This is a genomic window from Nitratiruptor sp. YY08-26, from assembly GCF_016593215.1.
In the GTDB taxonomy this organism is placed as follows: Bacteria; Campylobacterota; Campylobacteria; order Campylobacterales; family Nitratiruptoraceae; genus Nitratiruptor; species Nitratiruptor tergarcus.
Genome location: NZ_AP023063.1, coordinates 629,116 through 646,735 on the forward strand (window position 1 = coordinate 629,116; position 17,620 = coordinate 646,735).

18 protein-coding genes are annotated in these 17,620 nt (G+C 36.2%); all 18 read left to right on the forward strand.

From position 1 onward, the window contains the following. Position 1 precedes the first annotated feature (1 nt). Genes JG738_RS03550 through JG738_RS03635 form a run of 18 tightly spaced genes read left to right on the forward strand, consistent with a single transcriptional unit; the run spans position 2 to position 17,610 of the window. Positions 2 to 718: a flagellar hook-basal body protein gene (locus tag JG738_RS03550; RefSeq protein WP_201338400.1), complete on the forward strand. Its 717-nt coding sequence runs from the start codon at positions 2 to 4 to the stop codon at positions 716 to 718. An 11-nt stretch (positions 719 to 729) separates the two neighbouring features. Next, a complete protein-coding gene (flgG, locus tag JG738_RS03555) occupies positions 730 to 1,530 on the forward strand; it encodes a flagellar basal-body rod protein FlgG (protein ID WP_084275512.1) in 801 nt (266 codons plus the stop codon). Continuing rightward, positions 1,511 to 2,434 (forward strand): flagellar basal body P-ring formation chaperone FlgA, encoded by a 924-nt coding sequence (gene flgA, locus JG738_RS03560; protein ID WP_201338401.1) that lies wholly within the window; start codon positions 1,511 to 1,513, stop codon positions 2,432 to 2,434. The genes flgG and flgA overlap by 20 nt, the downstream gene beginning before the upstream one ends. Then, positions 2,392 to 3,075: a flagellar basal body L-ring protein FlgH gene (locus JG738_RS03565; protein ID WP_236583216.1), complete on the forward strand. Its 684-nt coding sequence runs from the start codon at positions 2,392 to 2,394 to the stop codon at positions 3,073 to 3,075. Before flgA ends, JG738_RS03565 begins: the two co-directional genes overlap by 43 nt. Before the next feature lie 35 nt (positions 3,076 to 3,110). Then, complete coding sequence (locus JG738_RS03570; RefSeq protein WP_201338402.1) at positions 3,111 to 4,202, forward strand: flagellar basal body P-ring protein FlgI; 1,092 nt, start codon at positions 3,111 to 3,113, stop codon at positions 4,200 to 4,202. 9 nt (positions 4,203 to 4,211) lie between these two features. After that, positions 4,212 to 4,490 carry a rod-binding protein gene (locus JG738_RS03575; protein ID WP_201338403.1) on the forward strand — a complete coding sequence of 93 codons (279 nt, stop codon included), beginning with the start codon at positions 4,212 to 4,214 and terminating at the stop codon, positions 4,488 to 4,490. After that, complete coding sequence (flhA, locus tag JG738_RS03580; RefSeq protein WP_201338404.1) at positions 4,487 to 6,574, forward strand: flagellar biosynthesis protein FlhA; 2,088 nt, start codon at positions 4,487 to 4,489, stop codon at positions 6,572 to 6,574. The genes JG738_RS03575 and flhA overlap by 4 nt, the downstream gene beginning before the upstream one ends. Further along, complete coding sequence (locus JG738_RS03585; RefSeq protein ID WP_201338405.1) at positions 6,561 to 7,733, forward strand: flagellar biosynthesis protein FlhF; 1,173 nt, start codon at positions 6,561 to 6,563, stop codon at positions 7,731 to 7,733. Before flhA ends, JG738_RS03585 begins: the two co-directional genes overlap by 14 nt. After that, positions 7,730 to 8,575 carry an AAA family ATPase gene (locus JG738_RS03590; RefSeq protein WP_201338406.1) on the forward strand — a complete coding sequence of 282 codons (846 nt, stop codon included), beginning with the start codon at positions 7,730 to 7,732 and terminating at the stop codon, positions 8,573 to 8,575. The genes JG738_RS03585 and JG738_RS03590 overlap by 4 nt, the downstream gene beginning before the upstream one ends. A 3-nt stretch (positions 8,576 to 8,578) precedes the next feature. Further along, positions 8,579 to 9,214: a sigma-70 family RNA polymerase sigma factor gene (locus JG738_RS03595; protein ID WP_201338407.1), complete on the forward strand. Its 636-nt coding sequence runs from the start codon at positions 8,579 to 8,581 to the stop codon at positions 9,212 to 9,214. Beyond that, positions 9,211 to 11,004, forward strand: coding sequence for a hypothetical protein (locus JG738_RS03600; RefSeq protein ID WP_201338408.1), 1,794 nt, complete (start codon positions 9,211 to 9,213; stop codon positions 11,002 to 11,004). The genes JG738_RS03595 and JG738_RS03600 overlap by 4 nt, the downstream gene beginning before the upstream one ends. Beyond that, positions 10,991 to 12,964 carry a hypothetical protein gene (locus JG738_RS03605; protein ID WP_201338409.1) on the forward strand — a complete coding sequence of 658 codons (1,974 nt, stop codon included), beginning with the start codon at positions 10,991 to 10,993 and terminating at the stop codon, positions 12,962 to 12,964. The genes JG738_RS03600 and JG738_RS03605 overlap by 14 nt, the downstream gene beginning before the upstream one ends. Before the next feature lie 2 nt (positions 12,965 to 12,966). Then, positions 12,967 to 13,332, forward strand: coding sequence for a flagellar basal body rod protein FlgB (gene flgB / locus JG738_RS03610; RefSeq protein ID WP_201338410.1), 366 nt, complete (start codon positions 12,967 to 12,969; stop codon positions 13,330 to 13,332). Positions 13,333 to 13,334: 2 nt separating this feature from the next. Next, on the forward strand, positions 13,335 to 13,742 hold the full coding sequence (gene flgC / locus JG738_RS03615) for a flagellar basal body rod protein FlgC (RefSeq protein ID WP_201338411.1): 408 nt from the start codon (positions 13,335 to 13,337) through the stop codon (positions 13,740 to 13,742). Between the two features lie 10 nt (positions 13,743 to 13,752). Continuing rightward, the gene (fliE, locus tag JG738_RS03620) at positions 13,753 to 14,037 is read left to right on the forward strand and encodes a flagellar hook-basal body complex protein FliE (RefSeq protein ID WP_201338412.1); all 285 of its coding nucleotides are present in this window, start codon (positions 13,753 to 13,755) and stop codon (positions 14,035 to 14,037) included. A 9-nt stretch (positions 14,038 to 14,046) separates the two neighbouring features. Further along, entirely contained in the window at positions 14,047 to 15,660 is a 1,614-nt protein-coding gene (fliF, locus tag JG738_RS03625) for a flagellar basal-body MS-ring/collar protein FliF (protein ID WP_201338413.1), read from the forward strand. Then, the gene (locus tag JG738_RS03630) at positions 15,657 to 16,346 is read left to right on the forward strand and encodes a hypothetical protein (RefSeq protein ID WP_201338414.1); all 690 of its coding nucleotides are present in this window, start codon (positions 15,657 to 15,659) and stop codon (positions 16,344 to 16,346) included. The genes fliF and JG738_RS03630 overlap by 4 nt, the downstream gene beginning before the upstream one ends. Beyond that, positions 16,312 to 17,610, forward strand: coding sequence for a FliI/YscN family ATPase (locus tag JG738_RS03635; RefSeq protein ID WP_201338415.1), 1,299 nt, complete (start codon positions 16,312 to 16,314; stop codon positions 17,608 to 17,610). The genes JG738_RS03630 and JG738_RS03635 overlap by 35 nt, the downstream gene beginning before the upstream one ends. Positions 17,611 to 17,620 lie beyond the last annotated feature (10 nt).

Consider the following 17,620-nt stretch of genomic DNA (forward strand, 5'->3'; position numbering starts at 1 on the left):
AATGGCCCTTGATATGCAATCGATTTATATACTAGCAAGTGGTGGCTCACGTGCGATGGAGCAGCTCGACACTACCACTAACAATATTGCCAATGCTAATACGGATGGGTTTAAAAAACTCCTTATAAAAGAGATGAGTCAAAGGCTTGATGAAAATGGAGGGGATGCAAATCACCTTTTTGTTTTCCCACGGTTTCAAGAGACTCTTATTGATATGAAACAGGGTCCATTGAGGCAAACAGGGAATCCTCTTGATTTTGCTATTGAAGGAAATGGGTATTTTCTTGTGCAAAAAGGGGGAGAAAAGATACTTACACGCAGCGGCCACTTTTTCCTCAATGAAGAGGGGTATCTAGTGGATAAAAATGGCAATTTCTTGCTTGATGATAGAGATAAACCTATAAAGCTTGATTCACGCAAAAGACTAGATCTTGGTGAAGATGGGACAATCTATCAACAGGGAGAAGCAATAGCAAAACTGCAAATTAAAGGTTTTGCAAAAATTGAACCTATGGGCGATACCTATTATCTTGCAAAGGGGAGTGAGCGGCCTGCTACATATAAACTTAAACAGGGATTTTTGGAAGGAAGCAATCTCAATCCTATTGTAGAGATGACTTCACTTATTACTGCGCAAAAAAGATTTGAGATGTATAGTAACATGATAAAGAGTCTCGAGCAACTCAATCAAAAAACAAATGAAATCGGTAAAGCTTAAAAGGAGAGAAGATGATACGGGCACTATGGACATCAGCTTCGGGAATGGCTGCGCAGCAGACAAACTTGGATGTTGTTTCTCACAATATTGCAAATGTCAATACAGTTGGATTTAAACAGAGTAGAGCAAACTTTGAAGATCTTATCTATCAAAATATCAAAGATCCCGGCGTAGTAAGTGCTGATGGCAATAGAGTACCATCAGGAATCCAAGTCGGCTTGGGAGTAAAAGTCTCTGACGTGAGTAAGATCTTTTCTCAAGGAAGCCTCAAGCACACTGAAAGAGATCTCGATGTAGCGATAGAGGGGAGAGGTTTTTTTAAAATTGAGCTTCCCAATGGGGGTGAAGCATATACAAGAGCAGGCAATTTTCAAATCGACAATGAGGGATATATTGTAACAAGCGAAGGGTATAAGCTCATGCCAAATATTCAGGTAAACTCACCTGAGACTCTTGTAAGTATCTCTATTAGCCCTAATGGAAAAGTCAATGCTGTACGCAATGAGGGAGGCACACAAACTGTAGAAGAGTTAGGAGATATCAAGCTCTATCGTTTTGTGAATCCTGCAGGACTTAAAGCAATAGGACAAAACCTCTTTTTAGCTACTGAAGCTTCATCTGAAGCTGTTGAAGGAGATCCTAACACAGATGGTTTTGGAAAACTCTCTCAAGGATTTTTAGAAAGTTCCAATGTCAATATCGTTGAGGAGATGGTAAATCTTATCGTTGCTCAAAGGGCATACGAGATGAACTCAAAAGGTGTGACAACTTCAGATGAGATGCTGCGAACTGTTGCGAATCTTAAGTCGTAATCTTCTTCTCTTTTTGGGCTTAGCCCTCTTTGCTGCTGCGCAAAATCTCATAGTACTAAAAACCAGCGTTTTAGATAAATCGCCTTTAAAGCTAGCCGATATTGTTACTATTGAAGCACCATCAAATATAAAAAATCTCATTGCCTCATTGCAGATCCCTTCTCGATATCGTAGCGATGGAGTTATTACTCAAGCAGAAATAACCAAAATATTGGCAAATAGTTTGATTGATACGAAAAAAGTCAAAATAGTTGGTCAAAAAGTAGTTCTGTTTAAAAAAGCAACTCTTCTTACAAAACAGGATCTGCAAAAGCAGATAGAAGAATTTATACAAGCAAACTATCCTCATATTAGTATTAAAAGCATTGATTTGCCAAAAGTAGCAATAAAAATACCTTCTGAGGGGTATCATATTGCAATAAAGTCCACCACAGTCAGTTTCGCTCATATCTATCTACGGATAAAAATCTTTTCACAACGAAAAGTATTAAAGAGTCTGCGCGCAAGTGTAGCCATTGAGCGATTTATCAAAGCTGCAGTAGCCACCAAAAAAATTCCAAAAGGAACCGTTATTACAGATAGAGATATTACTACCAAAAAAGTGCGCCTAAAAAATTCTGCACAAAAATTTGTGTCTGCTGGTGAAGTATTAGGAGCTGTGGCAAAGAGAGATATCGGAGCAAATGTGATTATCAAAGAGTATATGATAGAGCCAAACTACGCCGTCAAAAGAAAAAGAAGTGTGAAAATCATCTATCAAAGAGATGGCATACATATTGAGCTTCTTGGTCTTGCTCTTGAGAATGGAAATGTAGGTGATATAATACGAGTCAAGAATCTCTCTTCAAATAAGGTACTACGATGCAAAGTTTTGTCCAACGGTGTAGTTGGTTTTGTCTATTAATACTCCTAAGTGGATGTGCCCAAAAGGAGCTTGTCCAAAAAGAGCCGCCAAAAATACCAGTTATGAGTGAAGTTGCTCCTAAGCCCACATATAAAGCACCAGGATCTCTTTATACAGGGTATGATAATTTCTTTAGTGATGCAAAAGCACATAATGTAGGTGATATTGTTACGATATTGGTCAATGAAAATCTCCAAGGTACTGGAACAACAGATACAAAGAGCCAAAGGAGTAACAATCTCAACCTCTCTTTTCCATCTGTGACGGTACTAGATAAAAAGCTTCCTCACAACAAATCGACTATATTTGGAATTAATCAAAAATCAACCAATGCATTTCAAGGGAAAGGCGGTACCAACAGAAGTGCTAAACTTATAGCGAAAATAACAGCACGAGTGGTAAAAGTCTATCCCAACGGTAACCTCTTTATTGTAGGTACAAAATATGTCAAAATCAATAATGATACACAATATCTCAAAATATCTGGCATAGTAAAACCTCAAGATATCAATCCTGACAACAGTATTGACTCATCAAAAATTGCAGATATGTATGTTGAATACAATGGAAAAGGATTTTTGAATACTACACAGCGTCCTGGCTGGCTTGCAAATTTCATTATGAAAATATGGCCATTTTAGTTATAATAAATTATATTAACTAGCAGGATAGAAAATTGCTCCGTTTCGTAATAGGTGTTTTACTTCTCCTTATAAATTTATCGGCAGTTGAGGTACGCATAGGGGATGAGGTAAATATTCAAGGCGTACGAGAAAACTATCTTACAGGATACGGTATTGTCGTTGGCCTTCATGGCACAGGAGATGGAACTACTACAAAATTTACACTTTTAAGCATTGCTAATATGCTCAAAAAAATGGGAATCAATATTGATCCTAAAGATGTGAAAACAAAAAATGCTGCTGCAGTGATTGTAACTGCCAAACTCCCACCTTTTGCAAAAAGCGGTATGATGGCTGATGTTACAGTATCCTCCATGGGTGATGCAAAAGATATTGGCAATGGTGTACTCATTCGTACACCTCTTTTTGGTCCAGATAAAAAAATATATGCTTTTGCTCAAGGACCAGTGTCTACAGGTGGGGGGTATAGTGAATCTAATAAAGGTGGTAAAGTAAGTAAAAATTTTACAACTACCGGAATTATTCCCAACGGCGCAATTATCGAAAAAGATCTTCCCTATAGTTTCGATTCCCAGCGATTTGTCACTTTGACACTCAAACATCCCAATTTTAAACTAGCGAAAAATATTGTTGAAGCTATCAATAACCATTTCAAGCAGACCTTAGCTTATGCTATGGATGCAGCTACTATTAGAGTATTTTTCCCTTCACCAACGATGCCAGATAAAGTCAAGTTTGTTTCTCAGATACTCGCTATGCCTGTTGAAACATCAAATGAGCCAAAAATCATTATTTATGAAAGAACAGGCACAGTTATTATGAGTGGTGATATTAAGATTGACACTCCTGTCTACATATCGCATGGCATTATTTATGTCACTGTGCAAAAAGAGCCCCTTATTTCTCAACCAAATCCACTTTCCCCTGGAAAAACGGTAAAAAGCGAGTCTGTTACAACTTCAATTAAAGAAGAAAATGGTAGAATTTTCGCAATTCGATCGCCGTCTCTCAAAGACCTTGTCAAGGCGCTTAACGATCTTGGAATTTCACCTAGAGATCTCATTGCTATAATTGAAGCAATAAAAAAAGCGGGCAAGCTTCATGCAAAAATTATAATAATGTAGGATAGAAAAATGAAAGTAGAAGCATACTGGGACATTGCGAAACTTTCACAAATAAAGAGCTCTCAAATGGCTACAAAAGCCTTTGAAGAGGAGTTTGTACATATGTTTCTCAAAGAGGTGCGCAAAACTCTCCCTCAAGGTATGCTATTAGGAAATTCATTTTCTTCAAAAATGTATCTTGATATGGTAGATATGCAATTAGCCAAGGCGATAAGTGATAGTGATGCTTTAGGTATCAAAGAGTATATAGAAGCTGCTCTAAAAGCGTATGAAAAGAATAGTAAATGATAGCTAATTTTGAGCTTTTTTTTACCAAAGTCAATGAGCACTCAGATGCTATTGTTATTGTACTTATTTTAGCCATTTTAGGCTCTATGGTACTTCCTGTACCTCCTTTTTTGCTCGATATTTTGCTCACCACAAGTATTACACTCTCACTCGTGATGCTCATGTCTGCAGTGTATGTGACAAATCCACTGCAAATTTCAGCTTTTCCATCCCTTTTACTTATTGCAACACTTTTTCGTCTTTCCCTCAACGTAGCAACGACAAGAAGAATACTTTTACATGGTCACGAAGGGCCAAGTGCAGCGGGAAAGCTTATTGAGAGCTTTGGTCAGTATGTAGTGGGTGGTAACTATGTTGTAGGAATTATTGTTTTTATTGTACTTGTTACTATTAACTTCATTGTAATTACCAAAGGTACAGAGAGAATCAGTGAAGTTGGTGCGCGCTTTACACTTGATGCAATGCCAGGAAAACAGATGGCAATTGATGCAGATCTCAATGCTGGTTTAATTGATGAAGAGGAGGCAAAAAAGAGGCGAGAAGAGATAGCTAAGGAGGCAGATTTTTATGGTGCAATGGATGGTGCGAGTAAATTTATTCGCGGTGATGCAATTGCTGGCATAATTATTACACTAATAAATATTATAGGCGGTATAGCTATTGGGATGTTGCAGCATGGTATGGATATCGCAACTGCAACGGCAAACTTTACCATTTTAACAGTTGGTGATGGACTTGTTGGACAAATTCCCTCACTTATTACTTCTACAGCAGCAGGCCTTATGGTGACACGAGCAGTATCGCAAGAAAATCTTGGTAAAGAGATCTTTTCACAGCTTACAGGCTATCCGAAAGCTTTGTATATGACTGCTGGCGCTCTTGTTGTCATGGGAGTAGTGCCTGGTATGCCATTTATTCCTTTTATGACACTGGCATCTTTGCTTGCTATTACAGCCTATATGATGCAGCTAGATCTCAAAAGAAGAGAGATGGAACAGGCCCAGCAGCAAGCAAAAGAGATTATCAAGCAAACTGAAGAAGAGACAGAAGAAGAACTTCTCGTACAGCCAGAGAGTATATCTTTTGAGATCGGTTATACACTTATCCCAATGGTGGATGAAAAGCAAGGTGGTGAGCTTGTCAAGCGTATAAAATCATTGCGAAAGCAGCTGAGTAAAGAGCTCGGTATTATTATCCCTTTAATACATATCAAAGATAATCTTGAGCTGCAATCAGGCGAATATCGTATTTTGATTCGGGGGATAGAGGTAGCTCGCGGTGAGGTCTATCCAGAAAAATATCTAGCAATCGATACTGGTAGTACGAAAGGGGAGATTGAAGGGATTGAGACGAGAGAGCCAACATTTAACCTCAAAGCCTACTGGATTGATATAAGCCAAAAAGATAGAGCCAAAATATTAGGGTATACCGTAGTAGATGTGGCAACAGTTATTATTACTCATCTCTCAGAAGTAATTAAAAACCATTCGTATGAGATCTTGGGACGCAGTGAGACAAAAGATCTTGTCGAAGCACTTGCAAAGCGTTATCCGATAGTTAAAGAGATTATTCCTGAGCAGGTCTCTTACTCTGTACTACATAGAGTGTTGCAAAATCTGCTAAGAGAAAATATTCCCATCAAAGATCTACTTACTATCATAGAGTCTCTTGCAGATAATATTACAAAAACAGCAGACACAGATATATTGACTGAACTTGTACGTGAATCATTATCGCGCCTTATTACTTCTATCTATGCCAAAGATGGTGTTTTGTATGCAATGACGTTGGGGAGTTCCAGTGAAGAGTATCTTTTTGAAAAAATCAAAGAGTATGAGGGTAATTTGCCACCTCTAGATCCTCTTATGCTTCAAAACTTTATCACACAGATAAATGCAAATTTAGAAAAGTTTATTATCAATCAGCGTACCCCTGTTTTACTCACTTCATCATCTGTAAGGCGATATGTGAGAAAGATTTTAGAGCCCTATTTGGCAAATGTAGCGGTGCTTGCATACAATGAGATTGAGCCAAAAACAAAACTCAATGTCGTAGCTAAGGTTGAATTACATGGAAATAGTTAAGTATGAAGGTTACAACCTTGATGAGCTGATACAGCAAGCAAAAAAAGAGTACGGCGATGAGGTGAAAATAATAAGCTACGAAGTGAGTGAGAAGGGATTGATTCCTTTTTTGAAAAAGAAAAAATATTCACTTTTTGTTCAAGTTCCAACACCAGAAGAGGGTTTTTTTGATATTTTGGCAAAAGAGGAGAAAAATCAAGAGGTAGATCGCTTTTTAGAGCGTATAGAGAAGATGATTGATAAAAAGATTGAACCTTTGAAAAAAGCGATAGTAAAAGGTGAAGTGAATTTTGGAGAGGTGCCTCCACATGCCAATGTTGCAGCTCCACTCAATTTTGCAGAAGAGTTCAAAGAGTTTACAGGAGATGCTTTAGAGCTTATTAAGCTTCTTATCAAAAAAGATGTAGATCCAAAAATTGCAAAACTTCTTGTTAAAGAGTCCTGTGGATTTGATATTGATGCAAATAAGTTTGATCTTAACACCTCTTTTTTTAAAGAGGCTCTTGTCAAAGCCATAGAAAAAAAGATTAAATTCAAAGGCCCCCTCAAAATCCAAAAAGGTGCCTTTAAGGTTTTTGCTTTTGTAGGTCCAACTGGTGTTGGAAAAACAACAAATCTTTTTAAAATAGCTTCTGAGCTTGTTATCAACCAAAAACTCAAAATTGCAGTTATAAGTATTGATACATTTAAAGTAGGAGCTATTCAGCAAGCACGTTCATTTTCTAATATTCTCAATATCCCTTTTTATGCAATAACTGATTCAAAAAACCTCAAAAAGACGTTGCAAAATCTTAATGGAGTCGATGTAGTGCTCATTGATACAGTGGGGCGTAGTCACTATGATTATTGGCGACTTGGTGAGATGAAAGAGATTTTAGGAAGTGGAAGCGACTTTATGGAGATATCATTAGTTATTAGCTGTAACTATAAAAACTCTGAAGCGATGGAGATTGTCAACCGCTATCGAACTTTTTTCCCTATAAGCGAGATCTTTTTTACAAAAATTGATGAGACATATAAGCCTGGAATTTTACTCAATCTTCCTATCAAAAGTAACATTCCGGTCTCATTTATTAGTACTGGGCAAAAGGTTCCAGAAGATATTCGAGTACTTAATCCTGAGAGGATTGCCAACTATATATTAGGTGAGAGTGTATGATTGATCAAGCGAGTGGTCTAAGAGAACTTGTATCCAAAAGTGATACAAAAAATAGCAAATTTATTACCATTGCTAGTGGAAAAGGGGGCGTAGGTAAGACCAATTTTGCTGTCAATTTTTCTTATATATTGGCAAATGAGTTTAAAAAGAGGGTGCTCCTTATTGATGCAGATATAGGTATGGCGAACGTGCATCTCTTTTTAGGCTTGGATAAAGGCAAGAATATTAAGCATCTTTTTACAGGTGAGAAAATAGAAAATATTATCCAACATGCTGTCGGATTTGATGTGTTGGTAGGCTTTTCGGGTATTGATGATTTTTTTGAAATGGAAGATGTCTCGATACAGACTGTGATTAATCAGCTTGAACTCGTGTCACAAAAGTATGACTATATTATTATAGACACAGGAGCTGGAATAGATGAAAAGGTTGCATCCTTTTTGCGAGCGTCGCATAAATCGTATGTGATTACTACTCCAGAACCAACTGCACTCATGGATGCGTATGCACTTATAAAGACGCTTTATAATCTCTATAAATATGACAACTTCAAAATAGTTGTCAATATGTGTAAAAACAAAGAGGAGGGGGAGCAGACATTCAATAAACTTAAAATTTCTACAAATAAATTTCTCGGAATAGATATAGAGCTGCTAGGGGTTCTTCCCTTTACAAACAATCTTCGTCAAGCAGTAAAGAGAAAAGAGCTTGTTGCAGTACTCTATCCAAAGGATGGATACACTAATAGTATAAGAAGAATATGCAAAGAGGAGCTCAAAGTCGAATCTGTAACTCATGATAAATTTTGGCAAAAACTCTTTGATTTTATGGGAAAGAATTAACGTATGAAAGTTACTGTGGAGCGAAAACAGCAGATCATACTCGATAATACCCCCTTAGTAAAAAAAGTGGCGTCAAAAATCTTTTTTAAACTGCCACGTGATGCGGGTATAGAGTTTGATGAGCTGGTAAACACAGGCATTATAGGTCTCATAAAAGCAATTGACAAATTTGATGAGAGCAAAGCCCAATTTTCCACGTATGCGTATATAAAAATCAGAGGAGAAATTTTAGATTATTTGCGCAGCCTTCACATAATGCCTCGTAGTATGCGTGAAAAGATAAAAAAAGAGAAAGAGGAGGGCAAAGATATTCCTCTTTCAAATTTAGCTATAATGATAAGTATGGATAAGGCTATTGGATCTGGCGATGATTCGATGCGCCTTATAGATGTGATGATAAGTGATGATATAGGGCCCGAAGATCAGGCGATCTCTTCCCAAGTTGGAGACTTGATTACTATGGCTATGGAGCAGCTGAGCGAGAAGGAGAAGAGAACATTGCAGATGTTCTTCTTTGAAGAGCGGGAGCCAAAAGAGATTGCGCAAACGTTGGGGATTTCCCAGTCGCGTGTATCACAGATAAAGACGCAGGCTATTAAAAAACTTAAAACTATTTTAAAAGATCTGGAGCAGACATGAACATTTTTGATCTCTTGCTCAAACAGGGTTTTGTCTCTTCACAGCAGGGTGTAGTAGTAAAAGGTGCTGCTATATCTCAAAAAGAGAGTTTTACCCAAATCCTTGGAAAAATCCTGCAACTACCCAAAAATAGGCAAGAGAGCATAAAAGCACTGCATGAAAAAAGTCCCGTTTTACGTAATATTTTTATATTATCCAATCAAAAATTTCCAACTACTCAAAATAATTTAAGTTCTCCCAACAAAATACAACTATATAATGTATTAAAAAAGTACAATGAGATTGTAAGTAATCAGCAATATGATAATGAAAAGTTCTTGCAAAGTTTTGAAAAAGAGCAAAAGCCACGCATTGTGCAAAGAGATGAGAAACGGGCTTTTATCCGTGAGGATAGTGTTGCACAAAAAATAACCCCACATACAGATGCCAATCTATTAAACAATAAAGATTTACAGCAAGATGCTTTAAAAAGATTACAGCAGTCAAATAAAGATAAGTTTTATGAAACTGGCCATGAAACTGTTGTTGTAAAAGATAAAAAGCAGTTTGAGAGTACATTTACAAATCATGCTTCTCCAACTATAGAGGTAAAATCTTATAAAAAACATATAATAAAAAGAGAAGCTGCGCTTTCTAATTCCTATAGTGAGCCTGCAGCAAAACAAACGAAAAAGCAGACTTCTGCAAAGAATCAGGAAAAGTCAAAAAAAGATCTACCTTTGCAAAATATAGAAAATCTTCAAAACTCTTTCCCAGGCAATATAATCCAAGAACAACAAAAGCCCGTTAAAGCAAAAGTAGTTGCCGAGCAAAAAAAGAGTAAAAGCCAGACTGTATCAAAGGTATTTGCAAAACAAAAAACCATCCAGTCTTCAGCAACAAATTGGAAAAGAGAAACATCTGCTAATGATGAGATGCAGTTAAATGAAATAAAAAATATACAAAAGAGTGCAGGTAATATCCAAAGCTCTATCAAAACCAATAACCTTCATGCTCTACAACTTTCTCAAAGTCAGTCAATGTTTATGGATAATAAGCGTAATTTTAGAAAAGATAAAGATCAATTGCATAATATATCGCAAAGAAACGAAAATATTCTCGAAGCATCTTATGATTTGCCCTCTATGAAAACAGCAATAAAAAGAGATTTTGATAAGAAAATATCCCTTATGTCGTCATCAAAAATAAAGATAAATAAGCTGCATACAATACATAAAGAAAAAATAGCAAATAGAATAAAGGAATCTACTATACAGCTACAGACAAGCACTGATATTGATAGAGATTTGGCAGAAGTCATCCTCCATTTAAAGCATAATAACCATGATGGAACGCAACAAACAATAAATAGAGATCTTCCAAACCATAGTGAAAAGAGAGGCGTAGAGCAGGCTATGCTACAGCAAAACTCTTCAGGAAGTTACGATAGTCAAAGTCATGATATGTTTCATGATGATAATGGTCATTTGGCGCAAGAGTTTATGCAAACTGAAGGCGAGCATGAGTTTTTTGAGCAGAGTCTGCAACAAAGAGCTGTACGTATAAAAATAGAAAACACCTATATCAATATATCTATGGCACAAAATTGTCTCAATCTTCATTTTGTATCCCAATCTCCGCTCCAGTTACAACCAGATTTGCAAGAATATGTTGAAAGTGTAATGAAAGATAGCGGATATGAAAAGTATAGAGTAAGAATAAAAGATAGAGAAAAACAGACAGAGTTCTTTTCTGAGGACAGTAGTGAACAAACAAAGAGTGCAAATGGCTCAGTGAATGTTAAGGTTTAGTCTTTTTCTTCTACTTTTTCCTCTTTTTGTAACTGCTGAAGTTAACACTGCTCAAGAAACTCTCTCTTTTTCACAAGAAGGTAATGCTACACAACAAATTTCGAAAATTTATAAAAAGGAAAAAAGAGTTTTTGAAAACGCCATGCGAGACTTTCGCTATGGATCCTATTATAGAGCATTGGATGAATTTACCTATTTGACAAAATTTCCTCAATCTCCTTATTATCTGCAATCTCTTTTTATGGTTGCTCATACCTATCTCTATATTGGAAAAAGAATCGGAGATAAGAAGTATCTCTGGTCTGCAATAAACTATCTGAATACGTACTTAGCAAAAGGTGGTAAAAAAGATAGCGAGTACTACTATCTCAAAGGAAATATTTACGAAAATCTTGGATTTTATGAAAGAGCATTTTCAAATTATAAAATAGCTTTTAAACAAGCTACTACGAAAAAAGAGAAGCTCAATATCCTCATGGGGCTCTTGCGTACAGCTGTATGGCTCAAAAGAATGGATTTAGCAACAAAATATATGCTTATTCTTACAATTGAAAATTTAGAGAAAAAGCAAAAAAAGGAGTTTGCTTTTTTGCAAGGAATGTACTACTTTGCAAAAGGCGAGTATGGAAAGGCTTTGGAGTTTTTCAAAAAAACCTATAGAGATTTTGAGAGCTATCTTATTGACAATCCCTCTTATTACTACTATGTTGCAGAAAATGCATACAGATATGGAGATCTGAAATTTGCTGAATTGCTATTTCGTAGGATCTTGAATTATGTGAAAAATAAAGAGGTATTGCAAAAAGCCCTTTTGCGCTTGGGTGATATTAAGTTTTTGCAAAAAGATTACAAAAGTAGCATCAACTACTATATTCGTCTCATAAAAAGCTTTCCGCAAACCTCTATGGCTACAGTAGCAAGACTAAAACTTCTCTATATTATCCAGCAAGATAAAAAGAGTGCTTATTACATTAAAAAATATTTTCCTGATGAGGAATTTTTACAAGACCCCTTAAGATTTATAGTAAAAACACTGGTCAAATATCGCAACAGCTATATAGGACTCTTTGCACTTGCCAACTTTGGACTTGAAGCTTTTTCTCTTGATAGTCAAAAACTCTATAAGCGATTAAGCTGGGAGCTATCTTTGGTCTCTGCAAAGCAGTTGAAGTATGAGCACAAAGAGTATTTTGCGCGGCTTTGGCAAGAGTATATCGATACAAAGCACTCTCATGCTCTATGTATGCTTTATAGTGCTAATCCGGAGTTTTTTAAGGCTATTTTTAATCTGCAAACACTTTTACGTATTGCCTCTTTTTTGCATGGATGTAAGAAAGAGTCTTTGCGCATAGCTCTTTTAGAGTATCTGTCTAAACGCTACAACACACAAGAGGTATTTTACGCATATCTTGAAGCACTCTATCAAAATAGAATGTTTGATAAAGCTTTGGAGGTTTTACAAAAAAGTAAGGTACATAGCTATAAATTTTACAAACTCTATGCAAAAATCTGCTTTATTGCACAAAAAGAGTGTCCAGGGGTCTATGAAAAAACTGTAGCTCTGTGTCCTAAAAGCGATCTTTATAGAAATATTTTTGCCAAAATAGTTTTGCTGCGCACAAACAAAGTAGATACCACATTTTTACATGATCAAAGTCTTTTGTTAGCTAAAAATTATGAACATGATGAGGTAGTGCAAAAATTTGTACAACTCTTTGCTAAAAAGCTTCTTGATAAAGAGCAGTATGAAAAGCTTATTGATCTTTTGGGACCATTAGCAAAACAGATTCAAAAAGACTGCTTCTTAAATGGCGTATTATCTCTCTCTTATGTTAGAATTGGTAAAATAGAGTATGCTAAGAAGTTGGTAGAGTCCGCAAAAGATTGCAATACAACATGGAATATATTGGCAAAACTCGCGATAGAAGATATGCTGCTGCAAGCTGCTGTGAAGGAATAGATATGTGGGATAAAATTGATAAAATTTCTCAAACTGCCTCATTTTACCTTGAAAGAACAAAAGTTATCCAATCAAATATTGCCAATGCTGATACACCAGGATATGTGCCTAAAGAACTGGTTTTTGCAAAAGAGTTAGAGCGTAGTATGGAGCTGAAAAAAGATAATCCAAAACATATTGAACCTACAAGTAATGGGAAAAAATTTAAAGAGATAGAGCTTTCAAAAATACGGGGATATGATGATAACCGTGTTGATATACAAGAAGAGCTTGCAAAGCTTGCTGAGAGTTCGATTATGTATAAATCTTTAGCAGAAAATCTCAAAAAAGAGTTTGCAAAACTTAAACTTGTCATTAGTGGGAGATAACGATGATTTTCAAAGGGCTTGAAGTTTCACAAACTGGTCTTTCTGTACAAAAATATAGAATGGACATCATTTCGAGCAACATGGCAAATAGCAATGCAGTTGATGACAAAGGCAATCCATACAGACGAAAAATCCCAGTATTTGAAGAGGTTCTTGATGCCCAAAATGGTGTGCCTCTTTCAAAAGTTGCTATTAAGGAGGTGATGGAGGATCAAACACCATATAAACTCAAATACGATCCACAGAACCCTTTAGCTGATGAGAGAGGATATGTGAAACTGCCAAATATAGATCCTATGCGAGAAATGGTTGATATGATTTCTGCAATGAGGACTTATGAAGCAAATCTTACAGCATTTAATACACAAAAAGATATGCTTCTTAAAAGCTTAGAAATTATAAAAGTGTAAGGAATAAAAAATGAAAATAGATGGTGTATCAAGTGCACTTTCTGCAAATATTGCGCAAATCCAAACATCTCAAAAGAGTGATTTTGCAGATCTTGTAGAAAAATTTGTTGCAGATATCAATGGTGATCTTCAAGCTGCTAGTAATGCACAAGCAAAACTTATACAAGGCGATGTAGATAATATGATTGAGCTTATGAGCACCATAGAAAAAGCTGATATTTCTCTCCGCCTTGCTACTGAAATTCGCAACAAGGCTATTGAAGCTTATCAAGAGATTATGCGTATGCAGGTATGAGGTGAGTAATTGGCACTAGATTTTACTACACTTCAAACAAAAGCAAAAGAGCTTTTTGAAAACCAGAATTTCCTTAAAACACTTTTTTTAGCTCTTAGTGTTATAGCTATTATTATCCTTCTCTCAGCCCTTCTCTTTCGTGATATTTCAAAAGAGCGCTACGGAGTACTCTATACCAACCTAAGTCCTGATGATGCAGGAAAAATTCTCTCTGAACTGCAGCAAGAAAATATTCCTTATGAAGTCAAAGGTGATGGATCTATTATTCTTGTACCAAAAGATAAAATTTATGATGTTCGCCTCAAGCTTGCTGCAAAAGGTATTCCCTCATCGCATGATGTAGGATTTGAGATCTTTAATGAGCCTAAAATGGGAGCTACCCATTTTCAAGAAAACATTAATTATATTCGTGCAATTGAAGGTGAATTAGCCCGTACTATCAAAAAGATTGATGCAATCAAGGAAGCAAAAGTCAACATTGCATTGCCACAAGATTCTATATTTGCGAGAGAAGAGGATGAAGCAAAAGCATCTGTTATTGTTTCACTATGGCCTGGTAAAGATTTGAGTAAAGAGCAGGTTAAAGCAATTATATTTCTCGTTTCTCATGCAGTTGCCAAACTCAAACCACAAAATATAACTGTAGTTGACAATCAAGGGCGAGTGCTCTCAGATCTCGTTGCCAATGAAAAACAAGATGAGCCTAGCGATATTGTCAATATCAAAAGAAAAATCAAACGAGAGATTGAAAAGAGCATTCAATCGATGCTAGCACGAGCTCTTGGAGCACAAAAAGTCGTAGTACGAGCAAGTGTAGATGTAGAGACCTCTAAAGTTGATAAAAAAGATGAGATATATGATCCAGATAAAGTAGCTGTTGTTAGTGAGAGAAAGATTCAAGAAAAAACAAAAGGATTTGAGAAGCAAAAAGCAGGTGCTCCAGGAACGCCGACAAATGTTCCAGCCACTATTAATCGAAAAAACAACAATCTCCTTCTAGATAAAAATAAAAAAGATGTTACTACCAATTATGATGTGACAAAATCGTACATAGTTACTAAGAAGAATGTTTTTAAAGTAAAAAAGATAAGTGTTGGGGTACTTGTAGATGGCAAATACATTAAAAAAATCGATAAAAACGGCACCGTTACAGTAGAGTATGTACCAAGAAGCAAAGAGGAGCTTGCTGCTTATGAGCGTCTTATAAAGAGTGCAATTGGGTTTGATGAGCAGCGAGGGGATAAAGTTACTGTAGTTAGTGTACCTTTTGAGACTACAAAACCGGCTGAGAGTGTAGCTGCTCCTCAAGAAAAAACTATGCAAATGTATCTTCTTATAGCAGCTATAGCATTACTGGTATTGATACTTTTTGGACTTGTTGCTACACTCTTGATGAAAAGAAGAAGAGCGAAGTTACAAGAGCTAGAAGTTAAACAAGAAGAAGCGTTGCAAGGCGCCGGGGCACAAGCAGCAGAAGCCGCAGCAGCGCTCCATGCGAAAGAAGAAGATATTTTTAATTTTGAGAAAGAGCCCCTTTATACAAGAATTTTGGAAGTTGCAGAAGAAAATCCCGATATACTTGCAGATATGATTAGCAAATGGATAAAAGAAGAGAGCAAATGAAATTAGAACTTGACGATTTTACAGCTTTTGAGCAGATGCAAGAGGCGAGTAAAGAGATCAAAGAAAAAGTTGATACATCAAATTTTGATGAAAAAATAAAGGAGATAGAGCGCTTCTATCAGCAAAAAATAGAAGAGATGGAGAAAGAGTATAAAGAGCTCATAGCCAAAGTGTCAAAGGAGAGTTATGAGCAGGGATTTAGTGATGCGGAGCAGAAATTTAATAAGATTCTTGAGGTTAAAATCCAAGAACTAAAATCTCATTTTTTACAAGAAAAAGAGCAAGAGATTGCACATCTGCAGACTAAATACCTCGATTTTGAGAAAGAGTTTGCACAAAAATACAATCTTTTTCTCCACCGTTTCACGGATATTGTACTGGATAATGTCAATGAAATACTAGAGTTTCTTTTTATTGACAAAAAAAATATGCAAACTGTTACCGAAGCCATAGAGAAACTACTGGAGGACTTTAGCAACTATATGCCACTTGATATTATTGTTTCGCCAAATATGTATGAAGATATAAAAAAGCGTTTTGAAACAGTACAAGTAAAAAAGAGTGAGGAACTAAAAGAAAACGAATTTATTATAGAGTTTCACGATTTTAAAATAGAAAATAAAATAGAAGAAAAGTTGAATGTTATAAAAGATGAAATTAAAAGAGAGACTAAAAAGCTTACCTAAGTTTATTGTCAAAGGACGTATCATAGGGGTAAGCGGCCCTATTATAGAGGCCTATTTGCCTAATGTTTCCATTGGGGATTCATGCTATTTGGAAAATGGACTAGAAGCAGAAGTAGTTGGTTTTAAAGAGGGCAAAACTTTGCTCATGGCTTATGATGATACAAGAGGTATTAAAGTTGGGAGTTTTGTTGAAGCTTCACTAGAGAGAGTGAATGTAGGTGTAGGAGAAGATCTGTTAGGCTGTGTAATAGATCCATTTGGAAATCCTCTTAATAAAGATTTTGTTCGCTATGAGAATAAATATTACCTCAAAAATGATCCGCTCAATCCCTTACTTCGTGACCGCATCAAAGAGCCTCTTGATATTGGCATACGTAGCATCAATGGATTATTAACGATTGGAAAAGGGCAAAGAGTAGGTATTTTTGCAAGTGCTGGTGTTGGAAAAAGTACCCTACTTGGTATGATTTCTCGCTATACTGAAGCGGATGTCAACGTAATTGCACTCATAGGAGAGCGAGGGAGAGAGGTAAGAGAGTTTATTGAAGATAATTTAACCGACAAAGCATTGCAAAAATCTGTAGTGGTTGCTGCAACATCCGATCAAACACCTTTGGCAAAAGTAAGAGCAGTCTATGTTGCAATTGCTATTGCTAACTATTTTTCTAATCGCAATAAAAATGTCCTTTTTCTTGTAGATTCTCTCACAAGACTTGCGATGGCGCAGCGTGAAATTGGTCTTGCCATAGGCGAGCCGCCCACCTCCAAAGGGTACACCCCTTCAGTCTTTTCACTTTTACCAAAAATCATAGAACAAGCCGGAACATTTAGTGGAAAAGGATCAATTACTGGTATTTATACTGTTCTTGTAGAGGGAGACGAGATAGCAAGTGACCCTGTAGCTGATGCAGCGGTAGGATTTTTAGACGGTCATATAGTGCTATCAAAAGAGATGGCACAAAAAAGAATCTTTCCAGCAGTGGATCCTCTAAAAAGTATTAGTCGTCTTGCTCCTCAACTTGTAAGTGATGAAGTAGCACAGATGCAGTCTACATTTATTAATCTTCTTGCAACATACAAAGATGCTGAAGATATGATCAATATGGGGCTTTATAAAAAGGGATCTTCACCAAAAATAGATTTGGCAATCAAAAATTATGACAAGCTTGAAGCATTTCTTAAGCAATCAGTCGATACTAAAAAAAATCTGCAAGAGAGCTTTTTAGAACTGCAAAAATTGATAAATTCTATTGAATCTACCTAAAATTCGTTAA